Raw genomic sequence first — 15,200 nt, 5'->3', positions numbered from 1 at the left:
AAAGGAAATCGAGCCCATTTCTCACTGAGGCAGGCAGTACTTGACAGGCGTAGCCAGGCCCCTCCTGTATCCAATGGGAGGGGCCTGTTGTAGTGCGCAAAGCAGCACTTTAGCTGTGTTTCTCCCCGCGCCAGCGGGGATTTCTCATTTCCCTTCCCCTTAGCACAGGTCCATTTCCAGGTCCGGCCTTTCCGAGAACACACGGTCCCCTTTGCATTGCGACCACGCTAAAGACCGATAGAGCCAATTCGACCGCCCCTTGAGCGGTTGCAACTCCCCCAGTGCAAACGTTACCCCTGCATTTACCTCCCGTTTCTCCACGGCATAAAATCAAGAGTGACATTGACCTTGATGTCACAGCATTTGTGATGGGAGATACATATGGCGACACTAGATTCCCTCTTGGTGCCCGGTGCCGTGGACTTGCACGGCACCGCCAAGGACTGGCGAGCAGCTATCCATCTTGCGGGATCGCTGCTTGAAGAAGCTGGCACGATAACCGCAGACTACACGGAAGCAATGGTGCACTCCGTGGAAGAAACGGGCCCATATATTGTCGTGGCTCCCGGTTTCGCTTTTGCGCACGCGCGCCCTTCGGAGGCGGTAAAAGAAACCTCACTGTCGTGGGTGCGCCTGGATAAGCCGGTGGAATTCGGGCATGATTCCAATGACCCTGTAGACCTCGTCGTAGCGTTTGCCGCACGGAGTGACTCCGAGCATCTGCAGGCGATGAAACAGCTCGCAAAGCTGCTAGCCACCAAACGCGACGAGCTTGATAGCGCAGAATCTGAAGAGGGGCTCCGCGCAGTCCTCACGGCATCGACGTCGAGTAAGAAACGCGCAGCTTCCACAGCAACGTCGGGGCCAAAGGCGCAACCAGCGAAGCAAACGGCCGCCGATTCTGTTGCCTCCAAAGGAAAAATTCTCACGGTATGCGGCAACGGGCTAGGTACGTCATTGTTCCTCAAAAACACCCTCGAGCAGGTGCTCGATGAGTGGGGTTGGGGTCCTTACCTCACCGTGGAAGCTACAGACACCATCTCTGCCAAGGGCCGCGCAGGCGAGGCGGATTTCTTGCTCACCTCCGGCGAAATTGCCGCAACGCTTGGCGATGTCGGAGTCCCCGTCTACGTCATCCAAGACTTCACCTCTATGCCTGAAATCGATGGGGCTCTGCGCGAGCTCTATGACATCTAAGGAGCATCCTCATGGACTTTCTTCTTGCTATAGCGAACTTCCTGGTAAATGAAATTCTCTCCGTGCCAGCGTTTCTCATCGGCATCATCACTGCGGTGGGTTTGGCAGCGATGGGCCGCGGTACCGGCAAAACCATTGGCGGCGCCATCAAGGCCACGCTCGGCTTTCTCCTTATCGGTGCTGGTGCAGGCCTAGTCACCGATTCTTTAGAGCCGCTGGGGGCCATGATTACCGGCGCCACGGGCGCCCAAGGCGTGGTTCCGACCAATGAAGCCATCGTAGGCATTGCGCAGGATCAGTTCGGCAGCCAAGTCGCTTGGATCATGATCTTAGGCTTTGTGGTTTCGCTGCTGCTCGCCCGCTTTACGCCAATGAGCTACGTGTTTCTTACCGGTCACCATGTTCTCTTCATGGCGACTCTTCTCACCATGGTGCTTGCACCAGCCGGGTATTCCTCGTGGATTGTCATCGCCTTCGGAGCAGCGCTCCTTGGCATTCTTATGGTTTCGCTCCCCGCCATCGCGCACCCATTTACCCGCCGCATTACCGGCGATGACTCCGTGGCCATCGGACATTTTGGCACTGCGGGGTATTTGGCTGCGGGCGGCGTCGGCAAGCTGGTGAGCGGCAAGGGTAAGAAAATGTCGCCCTCCACTGAGGACCTGAAATTGCCGGAAGGCCTGCGCTTCTTGCGCGATTCCATGGTGGCAACCGCGCTATCCATGGCGCTGATGTACGTGGTCCTCGCCGTGCTCTTCATTGCTCGCGCCGGTTCCGAGGAAGCCTTCACGGCCTTTCCAGATGGCGCCACTAATGTGAGCAATTTCTTGATGCAGTCCGTGACCCAAGGACTCCAGTTTGGCGTAGCCGTGGCCGTCATCCTGTTTGGCGTCCGCACCATCCTGGGCGAGCTCGTGCCTGCTTTCCAGGGCATCGCAGCCAAGGTGGTGCCCGGCGCGATCCCTGCACTGGATGCCCCCATCGTCTTTCCTTATGCCCAGAACGCAGTGCTCATCGGATTCATTTCTTCCTTCCTCGGCGGACTTGTCGGCCTCGCCGTCCTGTCTACCTGGCTCAATCCAGCCTTTGGCATTGCGCTGATTCTGCCCGGTTTGGTGCCGCACTTCTTCACCGGCGGTGCAGCAGGCGTTTATGGCAATGCCACCGGCGGCCGCCGTGGTGCCGCGCTCGGTGCTTTTGTCAACGGCCTCATCATTACTTTCCTGCCGGCATTCCTCCTCGGTGTCCTTGGTTCCTTCGGCTCCGCGAATACCACTTTCGGCGACGCTGACTTTGGCTGGCTCGGCCTGCTGCTGGGCTGGTCCATTCACGCCGATGGCGCCCTGGGCCTCGTCTTCATTGCCTTCATTGCGCTGGCCATTCTGGCCTTGGGGTGGGTGTGCCAGCGCAAGCTTGTCGACGTCCACTGGGACCCCACTCCCCACCGCCCTTCCCCCACCAGCAACGCCGATGCCGCCGCAACCAGCGGTGCAACCGGCGCACCCACTTCCGCCAGCACAGCCACAAAGTACCCGAAGGTTCTGCCACCCGAAGGTGCGCCAGTTCCACCCGCTCGTATAGACCATTAGCCGCGCGCCACACCCCGAAGGGCGCTACAGTATCCCTATGCAACGCCCTTCCATTCTCCCTCTCGCGTCCGTGCTCCTCGCTACCGGTCTTGTGCTGAGCGCCTGCGGCTCCGGTTCAGACTCCAACTCTGATTCCACCCCAGCAGAAGAGCCAGCCTTCTCCACCGCGCAAGATAGCAACTCCCCGGCTGGTGAAAATGCAGAAGAAACCAGCCCGGAGAAGGAAACGAAGCAACGTCGCACCGAAACGGTCACCAAAGAGGCAGCCCCAGAGCAGCCCACACCACCGGCCGGCGGCAAACACAACATCCATGTAGGCCAGATTGGCGGCTACTGTGGCACATCATCGTCGGGCGATTCCATCGACGCCGGCGATGCGACCTCCTGCGAATTCGCCGCCGCGGTCTTTGATGCCGCGATGCAGGCCAGCTACACTCTGCGCTCCCCAGATCCCACGGTGACATCGGTATACCACGCGGATGTCTCCGCCAGCAGCCCGGTGACCAAGCAATCCTATGACCTTGACTGCCGCATGGGCAGCGACCAGCGAGTTCTCACGTGCGAAAGGCCCGGAGACAAAACAGTTCGCGCCTCATTCGAAACCGCCGACAAAAGCATATGGTCCAGGCGCGTGGCCACGACGAACTAAGCCCCCCCCCTACCTCACAAAGTCTTCTTCGGACGGCCACGGTAGCTCCACGTCGACGGGAGTAGCGGCAAGGACATCGAGAGACTCTTTAAATTCCACTAGGTCGAGGCCCAACTTCTCATAAGCCTCGGCCATTGCTTCGGGGATGCACTCGGCGCGGGAGCGCAGGGCGTCGCCGTCGGCGGTGAGGCTAGCGAGGGTGCGGCGCTCGTCGGCGGGATCACGGCGCCGCTCCACAAACCCCTGCTTTTCTAGGCGCTTAAGCAGCGGGGTAAGCGTGCCGCTATCCAGACCGAGGCGGGAATCAATGAATTTAAGTGGCACCGGTTCGTCGGCCTCCCACAGCACCAACATGACCAAGTACTGGGGGTAGGTCAGCCCCAGCTCATCGAGGAGTGGCCGATAGGAACGCACTACCGCCCTACTCGCACGGTAAATCGAGAAGCACAGCTGACTATCGAGAGAAAGGTAATCAGTGGGCGCGTCATTCATAGCCAAAAGTATAGACGCCAAGAAAATATTGTCCGCAATTTAATTGTGTACAATCAAAAGTGGATATTAAAACCGGATTGTAAAATCGAAAGGAGCAATCATGGACGCCATGTACACCACCGAGGCGCTAGCCACCGGAGCAGGCCGCAACGGCCACGCCGCCGTCACGGGCTCCGACCTGGACTTTCACCTTGCTATCCCTAAGGAGATGGGCGGCAGCGGCGAAGGTGCCAACCCAGAGCAGCTTTTTGCCGCCGGCTACGCCGCTTGCTTCCACTCCGCCCTGCAGGCCGTGGCCCGCAACCAGAAGGTCGAGTTGGGTGACTCTGCGGTGGGTGCACGAGTGGGCATCGGAAAGCAGGGCGAAGGCTTCCAGCTCGCAGTGGACCTGGAGGTTTCCATCCCAGCTCAAGACAAGGCCACAGCCCAGCAGCTTGCCGACGCCGCCCACCAGGTCTGCCCCTACTCCAATGCCACCCGGGGCAATATTGAGGTCACCGTCAACGTCGTCGAGGACTAGAATTCTTGCGTACAATCGGCGGACGTACAAAGACCCGATAGAAAAGGAGTCATTATGGACGCCGTATACACCACCGAAGCACTGTCCACCGGAGCAGGCCGCGACGGCCGCGCCGTAGTCAAGGATTCCGATCTGGACTTCACCATGACCGCCCCAAAGGAAATGGGCGGCAGCGGTGAGGGCGCTAACCCGGAGCAGCTTTTCGCTGCCGGTTACGCCGCCTGCTACCACTCCGCACTCAAGGCAGTGGCCAAGGACAAGGGTGTTGACGTGGAGAATTCCTCCGTCGGCGCCCGCGTTAAGCTGGGCAAGAACGACGAGGGCTTCTTCCTCGGCGTTGACCTCGAGGTCACCATCCCAGGCGTTGAGGACGCCAAGGCACAGGAGCTTGCCGACGCCGCCCACCAGATGTGCCCTTATTCCAAGGCCACCCGCGGCAACATCGAAGTCAACGTCGGTGTTGCACAGGACTAATTTCTAGTCCTCTTCCCCAACCCACACGGCGCCATCATGCGCGCCGCGTGGGTATTTTTATACGTTGTGCTCCGAACCTGACCCCTGTTTGGTAGACACCTGATATCCAGCCCGGTTGGGTTGGGAAGAAAGGTAATCTACCACCATGCCTAGGTATTCCGAACAGTTCAAACGTGATGCTGTGGCCCTCTACGAAAACAATGAGGACCTCTCACTTCACACGGCTGCAGCAGAGCTAGGAATCAATCGCTCCTCACTTTATTCCTGGCTTAAGCAGTACGGCACTGGCAAACGTGCCCGCACGAAGACCATGCGCGACAAGGCCCAGGAGACGACTGATTCTGAACGGATCCGCCAGCTAGAAAAAGAAGTCTCGAAGCTGCGCGAAGAACGCGACGTCCTACGCAAGGCCGCGAAATATTTTGCTTAAAGAGACACGCTGGTAATCCGCTTCCAGTTTGTCTATGACCACCGAACCGAATACTCGGTTAAGCGGATGTGCCAGGTGTTAAAGCTCAATCGCTCCTCGTTCTACAAATGGGCCAACACTCGCGAAGAACGCAGGTTAAAGATGTGTTCTGATGCTCTTATTGGTGCACGAATCAAGACCATCTTCGATGATGAGCTCGGGCTTTATGGTGCAAAACGCATTGCTGCAAACCTCAACGACGATACGGACTTTCCTCCGATCAATCACAAGAAGGTCGCACGCATCATGAAATCCATGAGGCTGAAAGGCTTTACTAAGCGGCGTCGGTGTATCACCATCAGGCGCAAGCCTGGACGTCGAGTCATGCCAGATCTAGTAGGCCGCAGATTCACAGCTGACAGGCCGAATCACGTTTACGTAGGCGATATCACCTACCTGCCGTGTAAGGGCGGCAAGAACATGTATTTGGCCACAGTTATTGACACTTACTCGCGGAAACTTACAGGTTATGCGCTCGCAGATCACATGCGGGTATCGCTGGTTATCGAAGCTTTATCTCATGCCAGGAAAGTCCGCGGAAGCCTTAAAGGGGCAATTTTCCATTCTGATCATGGCAGTGTGTACACCTCACAGGCTGTTAGGGACCACTGCGCCCAGCTTGGCGTGCGCGAATCCATGGGAGCAGTGGGAACGAGTGCCGATAATGCCCTGGCAGAATCATTTAACACCACCTTAAAGCGTGAAGTCCTGCGTGATCGGAAAGTCTTTGACAATCCCATCGTCTGCCGCCAAGAAGTCTTCCGATGGTGCATGCGCTACAACACCCGCAGACGGCACTACTGGTGCAACCTTCTAGCTCCCGATGACTTCGAAGCGCTCACATCAGCTACACTGACCCAAGCAGCATAGCTAACCCCCGACGTGTCTACTTTCCGGGGGTCAGGCCCCATAGAAACCCCACCACATTAGAGACAGCATCTTATGAAAGTTCAAGGAACTGCCACTATTTACGTCGGACGTGTTGCGGAGATTTTGAAGGGGTCATCGATGGGGCGAACTAGTGAATAAGTTTTAGTGAGTTAGTCGGTACAAAAGCGAGAATCTTAAATGTACTATGCCTACGTGAGCTACGATCCTAGAAACCTAATTGCTTTGGTAAATGACGAAATTTTGAAACCAAAGCTGCCAATCAATACTTATGACCGGATTAAGTCCCGCACAAAACTTATGCTGGGCGAAGCGAGGTCCCGCGGCTGGGAGACCCAAAAAGTCAAAGACGGCACATGGATATTTTTGAATAACGGTAAAACGGTGGGAGGAACCGTTTATCACGGCCCATCTACCCAGAGTATGTTCGCTAGAAGGGTTTCCAACGACAAACAGGCCACAAAATTGACTCTTCAAGCCAATAACGTGCCGACGCCTAACGGCCAGAAGTTCAATTCAGCCACTAAAGCTGAGGCCCTCGAATATTTTAAGGCGCAAGATCGCCCTGTCGTAGTTAAGCCGAATGGCGGCACCCGAGGGCGCGGCGTGTCTCTCAATATCAAAGATACCGAGACCTTTGAAAAGGCTTGGTCTAAAGCAGCTGACAGCGGCTACGGCGATGAAATTGTAATCGAAGAATACTTCGCTGGTTTCGATATACGCGTCTTAGTCATCGGTGGCCGTGTACGCGTTGCTTGCTCTAGGCTAAACGCATTTGTAGTAGGTGACGGGAAGCATACGGTTCAAGAACTGGTGGATCTCGAGCTCCAACGCCGACTTGCCGATGCTTACCTAAAATCTACGGAGATAAACATAGATGAAGATTGGCTAGCCGAAAGCCCTTGGACACTCGAGCAAGTGCCCGAGCACGGCGAAGTAGTCGTTCTAAATCCAATATCCTCCGTAGGTGGCGGCGGCTTCACGCTTAATGTCATCGATAAAATTTCTCGTCAACACATCGCGGTTGCAGAGCGCGCTGCTCGGGCCTTCCCAGGGACGGGAACAGTGGGAGTAGACATTTTCACCTCTTCCTTGCAGCCTGACGCCGACATCACAGTTCTAGAGATCAATACGCAGCCTTTCTTCGACATCCACCACTATGTAAGCTACGGCGAGCCTGTTAATGCGGCTAGTTATATTGTCGACCAGATCGAGCGAACACAGCTGCTCTACTCTTAGGCACTAGTTAAGGCTCTAGGCGTTGCTGGGTCGGCGTAACTCCGCTAAATCTCTGCACCGCCTCGGGCTTAATAGTGAGAACCAAGGCGAACTAACTTGTCAGCCTGACCTCGTTGCTAAAATCTGTGCGATAAGCAACCCACTCCTAGCTCAGATGATTGGAACTACATGCGTACCGAGCACCTAAACCATATTCTGGATTCTCTGCCCAGCCTTGAACAAAATTATTGGCAAGATGGTTACACCACGGGCATACACAACGCGTGGATTCGGACTGTCCGCCGCTCGGGGCGCAACTTCCATATTGACCGCTCGAAAAAGAACCGTCCGTATATCACTCTAAAGGATTCTGCAGATGATCCCATCGGAGTAGTTACTCCTTGGAACGTACCTACCTGCACTAAGACAGCTGGACGAATCTGCCAGAACAAAGTAAAAACACAAAAAATCCTGCACACCGCTGGCATTAATGTTCCTTGGTACCAGGTTTTTGGACCGGACGAGGCTGACGACGCCTTCGACACCGCTTTTGCTCAAGGCCGGAGAGAAGTCGTGGTCAAAGCACCAAGCTTCTCCCAAGGTCTCGGAGTTTTTCTTAACGTTACTGAACAGGACTTCAAAGAGCGCTTCCACGAATGCGTGGAGATGCAAAAGGAACGAAAGCGAGAGCCCTCGGTAATTGTCCAAGAAATGGTTGACGGCTTTGAATTGCGCGTCACCGTTGTGGAGGGAGAGTTTTTCGGTTCAATCATCCGAATCCCTGCCTACGTTACCGGCGACGGAACCCACAACATCGAAGAACTGATGGCGCTTAAAAATGACGAGCGTCAGAAGGACCGCGCACGAAGCAAGCGACTTCTTCGCCGAAACGCGAACATGGAAGCGTTCATGCGCTCCAATTCATTGTCTTTCTCAGATATTCCCGAAGCAGGAGAACGCGTTCTCCTCAGCGCAATCTCTAATATTTCTTTCGGTGCTGAAACTGCAAATATCACCGATATCATTTCAGAGGAAATTAGGGACACCGCTGTTCGAGCAGTTGCCGCGATTCCGGGTCTATACACTGGCGGCGTCGATATCATGGTGCGTAGTTTGAAAGACGACATGCCACGAGTTTTGGAAGTCAACTCTTTCCCTCACGCGACCTCCTTTATCTACCCCACTTACGGGGAATCTATAAACCCCATCGCGCGCTATCTGGACTCGTACTACGCCCAGCACAAGTTTGCAAAAGGCACAGAAGAGACCTTCTCATTGAAAGAAAAGCAAATGCTTTCCTCTCGCCATGACTTCTGCAAACTAAAGCTGCAGCTATTTCCCACCGAAGACTAAAAGTGAGGTCGGTGAGCATGAGCACATCATGTTCACCGACCTACAGCCTTGGGCTAACTATCTTTCGCCGCTAGCCATTCCTTCCGCAGCCAACGATCAGCCACGTACAAACGCCAAATGAATTTCACGATCTCTCTTTGAGACGACTTTTCGGGAACGATAAGTTCTCCGTTCGCGGCCGCTTCCAAGATTTTCCCAAATTCGGGAGTGACCTTTGAAATGAGCAGATCCCAGTTAGCAGATTCCACCAATTCTCTGGCCATCTGAACGGCCACAACCTTGGTGTACTCTATCGCTTTTGAATCTTTAAGCCGAGGATCCACCTGTAAGAATTCATCGCTTTCGTGAGCAGGAACTTCGGCATATCGCTCGGCAAAGGAATCTTCTCCAAGATTCTCCGCCGGACCAGCACTCTCAAACCGCCATTTATTGCCGTTGGACAAAGGAATGCGGTTCGCTTCGGGCCAAATCATTTCTAAGGCCCTAAAGAGAACACGCTGTGAAACCTTCTCTGACATCGTCATAGCGTCAGAAATCGCAGCTACCTCTTCATCAGCGATTGGATAAGCAATAACTGCATCACGCTCGTAAAGGTTTATGTGTGCATGCAGCCAGCGTCCCGACCTAAAGTTTCGGGCAAAGAGATACAAGTACTCGAGATCGATAGATGTCTCTACTTCACGCTGCCATTGTTCAAGGAAGTAAGCGTACTGCGCTCGGATCCCCTCGTTTACGAACCACCCGGCTTGTCGTCGCAAAGCGTTTTGCAAGCCCGACTCAGAATAGTGCAGCTTCTTTGCCTGACCGCCCTTCATTAGTGGCCACTGCCCCAGCATGATTGCGTCACCAGCAACACGCGGCGAGGAGCCATAATAAATAGAAGTATGCGGTTCAGATGCCGGGATGCCATCAGACATGAGAATTGTTCGATCAACCTTTTCCGCCAAGCTTGACCGATCAACTGGGGATGGTGCAGTTACTTCCAAGTTCTTTTTAGCCGCTCGGCACAAATTATGTGCCACTCGGACCTCTTCATCATTCGGCTTGCCAAAGGTTACCCCATAGACAGGTTGCTCCGAGTCCTTAACTAGTCCGAGCAATAGCCGGCTGTCTTTACCGCCACTCATTCGTACTTGAACGTTCTTGCCCGAAAAGTTCGCTAATGCTCTCTGCGTAGAGGCCTTTAGCGCGTCGGCGAGAGCTTCAGCTGCTTCCTCTTCAGAGTGAAGGTTAGGGAGATTAGCGATTAGACCTGCGGGACGAGGAATAATCTTTACTTCTCCGCTATTAACCTCGAGTGCCTCGTCCACTGCAATCGTAGATACGCCTTCAAACGGAGATACGGCATCGAGGTTAAACCCAAACATCAAATACTGATCTAAAAAGTCAGTTTCCAATGCCACTGGAGAAGCTTCTCCCTCTGCTCTTGCTACTGCAGCAAGAAGTGGTCTGTTGCTAGCGAAAACATAATCTTCCGTCTCCGCATAATGTACCGCTTCTAGAGCCGGAATTGTGTTCCATAGTATGACGCGATCGCGATAACGCTCACCCCAGATCGCCGTATAGCTGCCCCAAACAGGATCGGTGTAAACAACCTCGCCGCCACGCCTGGACACCTTCTCGAACAGGAGCTCGGAAACATCCTGGCCGCTCGAATGCGCCCACCAGTCTTTCTTTGCGACGACGCGGTTCGACTCGTTCGTCCTTTTCCACACACCTATAGATGCAGTCCCATGCTGTCCCGGTGTGGAAACTTTTATTTCACTCCGATAGTGATCACTGACCAAACTGCGGTATTTCTGGAAGCACCGACGTAGCAGTTCGGAATTATGCTCTGCAAGGTCGTCAGAAACGGTAGAGCGAAGCTTCTTCTTAGGCACCGCCAAAAGGTAAATGGACATCCTAGCTCCTAGATAGTTTCCGTACGCTCAGACTCCTTGACAGCAACATTTTGCCCAGTCAAGGCATCGATCCATTCGGAAATAATTTTCTTAAATCCCCAACGGGAGGCGTATTCACGTGCCTTTTGGCCCTCTTCTGCAAATGTCTCCGGTTCACGTAGGGCGAGTACGCGATCGATTGCGAGGTCACTACCCCCATCTACATACGGACCAAAAATGTTCTTCGCCCCATCTCTCTCCCACACGATGGGGACTGCACGCGAGGCCATTCCTTCTGCAGGCGCAAGATGGAAACTTTCCACATCACTTGGCGACAACACAATGCCGATCTTCCTAAACCAAGACGCCATATCTGGCCCAAAATCTTCAAACACTACGTGATCCCGTAGTCGCTCGTTCGAGGCAATAGAAGAGAAAAAATCTAGATACAACTGCTTCTGCAGCGGCTTACTCCATTCGTGAGGGTATTCCCAAGGGGCCCTGCCTCTTATGTGAAGGACGTACCGGTCGTCGTGTTCCAATAGCTCTTCAAAGAATGAAACAGCTCTATCTGGTCGCTTTAAGAAGGGAACGTAGCCGACCAGACCAATATGGAACTGAGCACCAAAAAGCTTTTCCCGGTCAAAGTCCACTAAATCAATTGCATTTGGAATTACCCGAGTAGCCGTGGATTGCAGTGGAAGTCGTTCCAGCGCCATTTCCTCGTAATGCTGCGAAACGAAAATCAATTCGTCCACGCCTTGCCAGTCGATTTCCTTCATCCATGGGCCGGGGCCACGAAGTTCGAATCCATGTAGACGACTAATTAGCCTCTGCCCTGGTCGCTTATGCTCTGCATACCACCGGACTGACGGACCACACCATTCGCAAAATACAATGTCCGCCCAATTGACCAGGTTTCGGCTGCGTTCTTCGTCATGCTGATGCAGAGACGACCAAACGTCCTTCTCGAGTATGAACCGAGGATCCTTCTCAAGCGCATCCACTAATTCGCCCATGAACTTGAAATCGTGGGAAGCGATTACGACCTTAATCGCATCCATAGGCACCGAACGGTTACTAGAACGGACTATGCCGGCCGCTTGGAAGTAGCCAGTTAGACGCTCTACCGCTGAATCCATTGAAAAGTTTGCTACCTTGCCCCGAACCTTTGGGCTCATTAGGTCAATAGAGTTTGCAGTTTTAGCAATGACCTTTGCAGCATCCACTGCGGTAGCTTGCGCATCAATAAAGAATGGATAATCGCTACCGAAGAGAGCACGGGTGTCATCGTTAAAATTAACTAAGGCAGGAGTTCCAAGAGCAGAATATTCTAACGCCTTTGTGGAAACCTCTAGGCTTGAATCTAGTACCGCTGTCCGCCAACCTAATCCAATATGGGCGGACGAAATGGCTGCCATGGATTCATCCCGAGATACACCACCTAACCATTCAACTCCGCTATCAGCATCTGCCGCTGCCTTCTCTAGCGCCTCTTTCATCTGGATGTGCCAAGAAGGATCGCTCTTATCCCTATTTATCTTGTCGCCGACAACTAATAGCTCTGACTCGATTCCCAACTTTCTGAGATGCTTGGGGATTTCCAGCATTTCGAGTGTCTTCCAGTCCTTAGCCATCTTTCCCGCATAGACAATGCGGAGCTTGTCCGACTGTTCGTAGTTCTCCCCGCGCTTTTCCTTGGAAAACGCCTCACTCGGTACCATTGGGAGCATCAAGCAGGTCTTCCCTGCCGCGAATGGAGCGATCGATTCTAGATAGCTTCGGGCCGCTTCAGTTTGTACGAATACTCTCCGAGAGTTCGCCGAGATTCTTTGCAAACGGCCCACATTGGTCTTAGAAAGCTTGGTGATTGGGAAAGGAAGATCCGTTATATAAGCCCAAAGTATCGGCGCCAAGGTCGAAGAGCGACTTAATGTGTGTGCCAAATTCAGTCCTCGAGAAACGAGGATGTCAGCACCGACCCTGTTGACCAACGATTCAAGGACAGGAACCGCGGCTTCCTCGTTGAGTGGAGAACTGGTGTCCGGAGGAAGATGTAGGACGACGTTTTCAATCTTGTCTACGGACTGTAAGAGACGATAGTTATCCGGCTTCATTTTGAGCTGGAGATGGACCTCATCGCATGTCTTTGAAAGCGTTTCGGTTATTGACATGAGCCAGATCGACGAGCCATCTACAACATTCGGACTGATGTCCCCATAAACTACAGCGGTGCTCACTTCTTAACCTCACTTACACGCGTATGCGTCGATAGCCTTTATCACTGGGTTCGCCATTTCGGCGCCCCGAGAATCTTGTCCTGGCTTCTTAGGAAGCACAACATCAGCGGTGTCACGCAAAACGCTCGTCATATGTGAGGCCGGTGCATTAGCCACGACCGCCGTAAGGACATTATTCTTTCGTTGCGCTTTCACAATCTGGCTATGGAGCTCCTGAAAAAGATGCGTCCCTTGAGCTGACAGACTCCCAAACCAGCGACCACAGGTTAAAGACGCCTCTTCGATAACAAGCCAGGAAATGTCGTTCCCAAACTTCGCTAGGTCAACGGCAGAATCTATTTTCCGGACGGAGCAGAAGCCCGAGAGACTTTCACGGAGGTCGGAAGAGCCCAAAACGGCCACTACTCGAGTCATTTCGTTGGAAGGATAAAGGAGATCCCGTAGCTTTTCCTTGGACCCCTCACCAGTGTCTTGCAGCGCCGCCTGTCGCCCGGCCACATGAGAGTTGGGTTTCTCCACAGGCTTCGATGCAGAGATACGCCTAGGGGAAAAATAGGATAAAGGTTCTGAGATTGCGCCCCCTGAACCCGTCTCACCATGTCGCCATTCCTCGACCGCGGAATTGATTTGGGTTAGTTGTTCTTCTTGAAAGCGTTGACTCTCTCGCGATTTGGCTATACTTCCCGACATGTTTCGGAGCAGCGACAACTCTTTAGCAACGGACATTACATTGCGGTAATCCTGTCGGCGTTGTGCCTCTACTCGTCGTGTCCAAGAAACGCTTAAAATCAAGATCAAAGCCGCTACTACCACCGCCAAAATCAACAGCCCAGCGCGAACTAAGTTGCTTGACAGCACCGCGGCAATTAACAACACAGCGGCTAACACGGCAAGACTTGCAAGCGACTTGCCGGATTCTAACCTCTTCATCCCTAGGATCAGCTCCACATGCCACGTGTGTCAACGACATTCTTTCCTTCCAAGACGCTCTTTTCGAGGCTCTTGAAAGGTGTATGGTCCACTAAGACAGCAACCACGGGGCTTGAAGATATCGCGTGAGAAGCGTCAACTAGCTGCACGTTTTGATATGCGGTTAGACTCTCGGGCAGCTCATTCACATTAGGCTCAGCTACTAGGATGTTTTTCTCCGGCCACTTCTCGGCCATTTGTTGCACGATAGACAGAGCAGGGGATTCTCTCAAATCATCGATATCCGGCTTAAATGCTATTCCCAGTGCGGCGATTGAATCTGCGCCTTCGGCCTCGACTGCTTCAGTAATTTTGGCAATAACGTAGGCAGGCTTGCCGTCATTAACCTCCCTCGCCGTACGGATCAGCTTGGCTTCCTCCTGAGCCGAAGAAACAATGAACCAAGGATCAACTGCAATGCAGTGGCCACCCACACCAGGGCCCGGATTCAGAATATTGACTCGTGGGTGATGGTTAGCGAGTTCAATCAATTCCCAAACATCAATTCCAAGCTTGTCTGAGATGATTGACAGCTCGTTTGCAAAGGCAATATTCACGTCCCTGAACGAGTTCTCGGTCAGCTTTGCCATCTCAGCGGTTGTTGCATTCGTCAATAGCATCTCGCCATTGCAGAAAAAGGAGTATAGCTGTTTCGCCCTATCCGTCGACAGGGGATTTAGGCCTCCGATAACTCGGTCATTAGCGGCCATCTCCTCCATAATCTTGCCCGGTAATACCCGCTCAGGGCAGTGTGCGACTAAGAGACGGTTAGCACTTTCAGGATCCGTCGATAGGTCCGGCCTTTCGGCTAAAAGAATCTCAGCCATCTTTTCAGTGGTCCCTGGAGGGGAGGTTGATTCCAGGACCACGAGCGCCCCCGGTCGAAGCACAGGAGCAATATTCTTCGCTGCCGCTTCGATGTAGGACATATTGACTGAATAGTCATCATTGAACGGCGTCGGGACAGCCACAATGAACGCGTCTGCTTCCGCTACTTCTGTATCAGCCTTGAGATGTCCATCGGCGACTACGCTTTTTAATAAAGCTTCGAAGCCAGGTTCAAAAAAGGGCATTTCACCATTGTTGATCTTCTCCACATGGCGCTCATTGATGTCCACCCCCACTACGGAGATACCAGAATCAGCGATAAAAGCTGCAGTCGGGAGACCAATGTATCCCAGCCCAACAACACAAACCTTGTTTATGGGTCCCAATTGTTTCTCTTCAATGCTCACTAAAACCCCTCCTCGGGAGAAAAAGTA

Annotated in this window: 12 protein-coding genes and 1 pseudogene; 8 read left to right on the top strand and 5 right to left on the bottom strand. The window is 53.4% G+C overall.

The window, feature by feature from the left end; translation table 11 throughout:
• The first annotated feature begins 381 nt into the window (after positions 1-381).
• Genes QP904_RS07305 through QP904_RS07295 form a run of 3 tightly spaced genes read left to right on the top strand, consistent with a single transcriptional unit; the run spans position 382 to position 3,435 of the window.
• Positions 382-1,197 (top strand): PTS sugar transporter subunit IIAB, encoded by an 816-nt coding sequence (locus tag QP904_RS07305; protein ID WP_284835811.1) that lies wholly within the window; start codon positions 382-384, stop codon positions 1,195-1,197.
• A gap of 11 nt (positions 1,198-1,208) precedes the next feature.
• Positions 1,209-2,786 (top strand): PTS ascorbate transporter subunit IIC, encoded by a 1,578-nt coding sequence (gene ulaA, locus QP904_RS07300; RefSeq protein WP_284835810.1) that lies wholly within the window; start codon positions 1,209-1,211, stop codon positions 2,784-2,786.
• Between the two features lie 37 nt (positions 2,787-2,823).
• Entirely contained in the window at positions 2,824-3,435 is a 612-nt protein-coding gene (locus QP904_RS07295; protein WP_239207487.1) for a hypothetical protein, read from the top strand.
• A gap of 9 nt (positions 3,436-3,444) precedes the next feature.
• Here the strand turns inward: QP904_RS07295 and QP904_RS07290 are convergent, their stop codons facing one another.
• Positions 3,445-3,927, bottom strand: a complete 483-nt coding sequence (locus QP904_RS07290; RefSeq protein ID WP_034655444.1) for a MarR family winged helix-turn-helix transcriptional regulator — start codon at positions 3,925-3,927, stop codon at positions 3,445-3,447.
• Positions 3,928-4,027: 100 nt separating this feature from the next.
• On the opposite strand from QP904_RS07290, the gene QP904_RS07285 reads away from it, so the two are divergent.
• The 5 genes and pseudogenes from QP904_RS07285 (at position 4,028) to QP904_RS07265 (ending at position 8,849) form a co-directional block, all read left to right on the top strand.
• Positions 4,028-4,447 carry an organic hydroperoxide resistance protein gene (locus QP904_RS07285; RefSeq protein ID WP_284799193.1) on the top strand — a complete coding sequence of 140 codons (420 nt, stop codon included), beginning with the start codon at positions 4,028-4,030 and terminating at the stop codon, positions 4,445-4,447.
• Positions 4,448-4,501: 54 nt separating this feature from the next.
• A complete protein-coding gene (locus tag QP904_RS07280) occupies positions 4,502-4,921 on the top strand; it encodes an organic hydroperoxide resistance protein (protein ID WP_049358550.1) in 420 nt (139 codons plus the stop codon).
• A gap of 145 nt (positions 4,922-5,066) precedes the next feature.
• Positions 5,067-6,260: pseudogene (locus tag QP904_RS07275) on the top strand (IS3 family transposase).
• Between the two features lie 213 nt (positions 6,261-6,473).
• Positions 6,474-7,517, top strand: a complete 1,044-nt coding sequence (locus QP904_RS07270; protein WP_200288815.1) for an ATP-grasp domain-containing protein — start codon at positions 6,474-6,476, stop codon at positions 7,515-7,517.
• A 168-nt stretch (positions 7,518-7,685) separates the two neighbouring features.
• On the top strand, positions 7,686-8,849 hold the full coding sequence (locus tag QP904_RS07265; protein ID WP_200288814.1) for a hypothetical protein: 1,164 nt from the start codon (positions 7,686-7,688) through the stop codon (positions 8,847-8,849).
• Positions 8,850-8,902: 53 nt separating this feature from the next.
• Here the strand turns inward: QP904_RS07265 and QP904_RS07260 are convergent, their stop codons facing one another.
• The 4 genes from QP904_RS07260 to wecC are packed head-to-tail and all read right to left on the bottom strand — an operon-like array spanning position 8,903 to position 15,173.
• A complete protein-coding gene (locus QP904_RS07260) occupies positions 8,903-10,750 on the bottom strand; it encodes a hypothetical protein (RefSeq protein ID WP_200288813.1) in 1,848 nt (615 codons plus the stop codon).
• A gap of 8 nt (positions 10,751-10,758) precedes the next feature.
• The gene (locus QP904_RS07255; protein WP_284835809.1) at positions 10,759-12,969 is read right to left on the bottom strand and encodes a glycosyltransferase; all 2,211 of its coding nucleotides are present in this window, start codon (positions 12,967-12,969) and stop codon (positions 10,759-10,761) included.
• A 9-nt stretch (positions 12,970-12,978) separates the two neighbouring features.
• Positions 12,979-13,917, bottom strand: a complete 939-nt coding sequence (locus QP904_RS07250) for a hypothetical protein (protein WP_200288811.1) — start codon at positions 13,915-13,917, stop codon at positions 12,979-12,981.
• Positions 13,908-15,173 carry a UDP-N-acetyl-D-mannosamine dehydrogenase gene (gene wecC / locus QP904_RS07245; protein WP_284698439.1) on the bottom strand — a complete coding sequence of 422 codons (1,266 nt, stop codon included), beginning with the start codon at positions 15,171-15,173 and terminating at the stop codon, positions 13,908-13,910. Before wecC ends, QP904_RS07250 begins: the two co-directional genes overlap by 10 nt.
• Positions 15,174-15,200: the final 27 nt, after the last annotated feature.

Origin of the sequence: Corynebacterium nasorum (assembly GCF_030229765.1) — a bacterium.
GTDB lineage: Bacteria > Actinomycetota > Actinomycetes > Mycobacteriales > Mycobacteriaceae > Corynebacterium > Corynebacterium kefirresidentii.
This window is presented reverse-complemented; position numbering and strand designations above follow the sequence as displayed.

Coding starts and splice junctions, on each gene's coding strand:
- QP904_RS07305 (WP_284835811.1), top strand. CDS start 382: ATGGCGACACTAGATTCCCTCTTGGTGCCCGGTGCCGTGGACTTGCAC.
- ulaA (WP_284835810.1), top strand. CDS start 1,209: ATGGACTTTCTTCTTGCTATAGCGAACTTCCTGGTAAATGAAATTCTC.
- QP904_RS07295 (WP_239207487.1), top strand. CDS start 2,824: ATGCAACGCCCTTCCATTCTCCCTCTCGCGTCCGTGCTCCTCGCTACC.
- QP904_RS07290 (WP_034655444.1), bottom strand. CDS start 3,927: ATGAATGACGCGCCCACTGATTACCTTTCTCTCGATAGTCAGCTGTGC.
- QP904_RS07285 (WP_284799193.1), top strand. CDS start 4,028: ATGGACGCCATGTACACCACCGAGGCGCTAGCCACCGGAGCAGGCCGC.
- QP904_RS07280 (WP_049358550.1), top strand. CDS start 4,502: ATGGACGCCGTATACACCACCGAAGCACTGTCCACCGGAGCAGGCCGC.
- QP904_RS07265 (WP_200288814.1), top strand. CDS start 7,686: ATGCGTACCGAGCACCTAAACCATATTCTGGATTCTCTGCCCAGCCTT.
- QP904_RS07260 (WP_200288813.1), bottom strand. CDS start 10,750: ATGTCCATTTACCTTTTGGCGGTGCCTAAGAAGAAGCTTCGCTCTACC.